This window comes from Komagataeibacter oboediens, from assembly GCF_003207815.1.
Taxonomy (GTDB): Bacteria; Pseudomonadota; Alphaproteobacteria; order Acetobacterales; family Acetobacteraceae; genus Komagataeibacter; species Komagataeibacter oboediens.
On record NZ_NKTX01000199.1, the window covers coordinates 1 to 1,192 of the forward strand.

At 49.2% G+C, this 1,192-nt stretch carries 3 protein-coding genes; 1 reads left to right on the forward strand and 2 read right to left on the reverse strand.

Going from position 1 to position 1,192, the window contains the following annotated elements; translation table 11 throughout:
- A partial coding sequence (locus tag CFR80_RS19560) for a hypothetical protein (RefSeq protein ID WP_220032776.1) occupies positions 1 to 203 on the forward strand: 203 nt, incomplete at its 5' end.
- Between the two features lie 49 nt (positions 204 to 252).
- Here CFR80_RS19560 and CFR80_RS18255 read toward each other — a convergent pair.
- Both CFR80_RS18255 and CFR80_RS18260 read right to left on the reverse strand, forming a co-directional pair.
- Positions 253 to 732, reverse strand: a complete 480-nt coding sequence (locus CFR80_RS18255; RefSeq protein WP_019086782.1) for a hypothetical protein — start codon at positions 730 to 732, stop codon at positions 253 to 255.
- Positions 717 to 1,157: a HEPN domain-containing protein gene (locus CFR80_RS18260; RefSeq protein WP_083819169.1), complete on the reverse strand. Its 441-nt coding sequence runs from the start codon at positions 1,155 to 1,157 to the stop codon at positions 717 to 719. The genes CFR80_RS18255 and CFR80_RS18260 overlap by 16 nt, the downstream gene beginning before the upstream one ends.
- Between the last annotated feature and the right edge of the window lie 35 nt (positions 1,158 to 1,192).

Consider the following 1,192-nt stretch of genomic DNA (forward strand, 5'->3'; position numbering starts at 1 on the left):
AGCCAGGCGCGCAATATCCATGGCCGACAGGTCTCGTGCACTGTCAGTCGCGCCAAGAGGCCATGATGCGGCTCTATCAGGTCAAATCAGGGCTGACCGATGATGTGGGAGCCAGCGTATTCCGGTTCTTTTTGGGGGAAGATGGTGCGCCCCGGACTGAGACGCTTGAGGAAGTGGGGCAGGTGGCTGTGGTGCAGGCATAAAAAATCCCGCCGGAGCGGGATTCAAAAGATCGAGATTCCGCGCGTGGACCTATGCAGCGATTAATTGCGCAACCTTCTTATCGAATCTACGTACCACAGTTTGGACCACCTCTCGTCTTTTCGAGATTCTGTAAGCCAGCACGTTATCGTAGTGCATATCGTCAATGTCCAAATCAGCAGAATTGAACATCAAAAAGGCCTGCTCTTTATTACCTTTTGCCTCAAAGTTATGCGTCTTGAGAATTTTTGACACATGCGCCTCGTTCGGACTCATCAAGCAGATATCCAACGGCGTAACTTCGTCGGGCAACTTTATTTTCTGGAAAGCCTTCAAAAGGCGGTCAAAAACCCATTGCGGTCCGACCGTATCAATTAACGGGGTAGCCACCATATACCACCAGTAATCAGATTCCCGGTCGTAAACCCATGCCGCCACATTAGGCTTCAGCCCAATCTCATCAAGGATCTGGTAAACACGAAATCCGGCAAGCCGCCGTTCATTCGATGCCGGCCCTACTTCAATAGCCATTCCAACAATCCTTTATCTCCAACGGCAGAAACTATGTCACGCGCCAAGGGTGCAGGGAAACTGCCACTTTTGTACCTTACATTGACGCGCCACGAATTTACAACGCCCCACGCATGTATAAGATCGTGATCGGGTGTAGAATTTAAGATTTCCTGTAACTCATCCCATGCGCCGCACATTCTGCATAGCTTTTGCAAATCATGTATTTCGATAGGTGGTTTATGGTTCCTGCCAGGCCATGCGTTCCAGCCATGCATTTTCATAAGTTTAGCCTTTAACGCGCATTCAACTGCGATGCCCGCCAGTTCGAATGCTTCCTGATACTGGCCCGCGTCAAAAAGAATCTCTGCAGAAGCAAATTTCCTACGTGCATTGATTACCCAATCATCGCGATACAACACGCTTGAATCGCTACCGTCAGCCATTAGAACGCATAACCCATATCCAAATTACGTATATC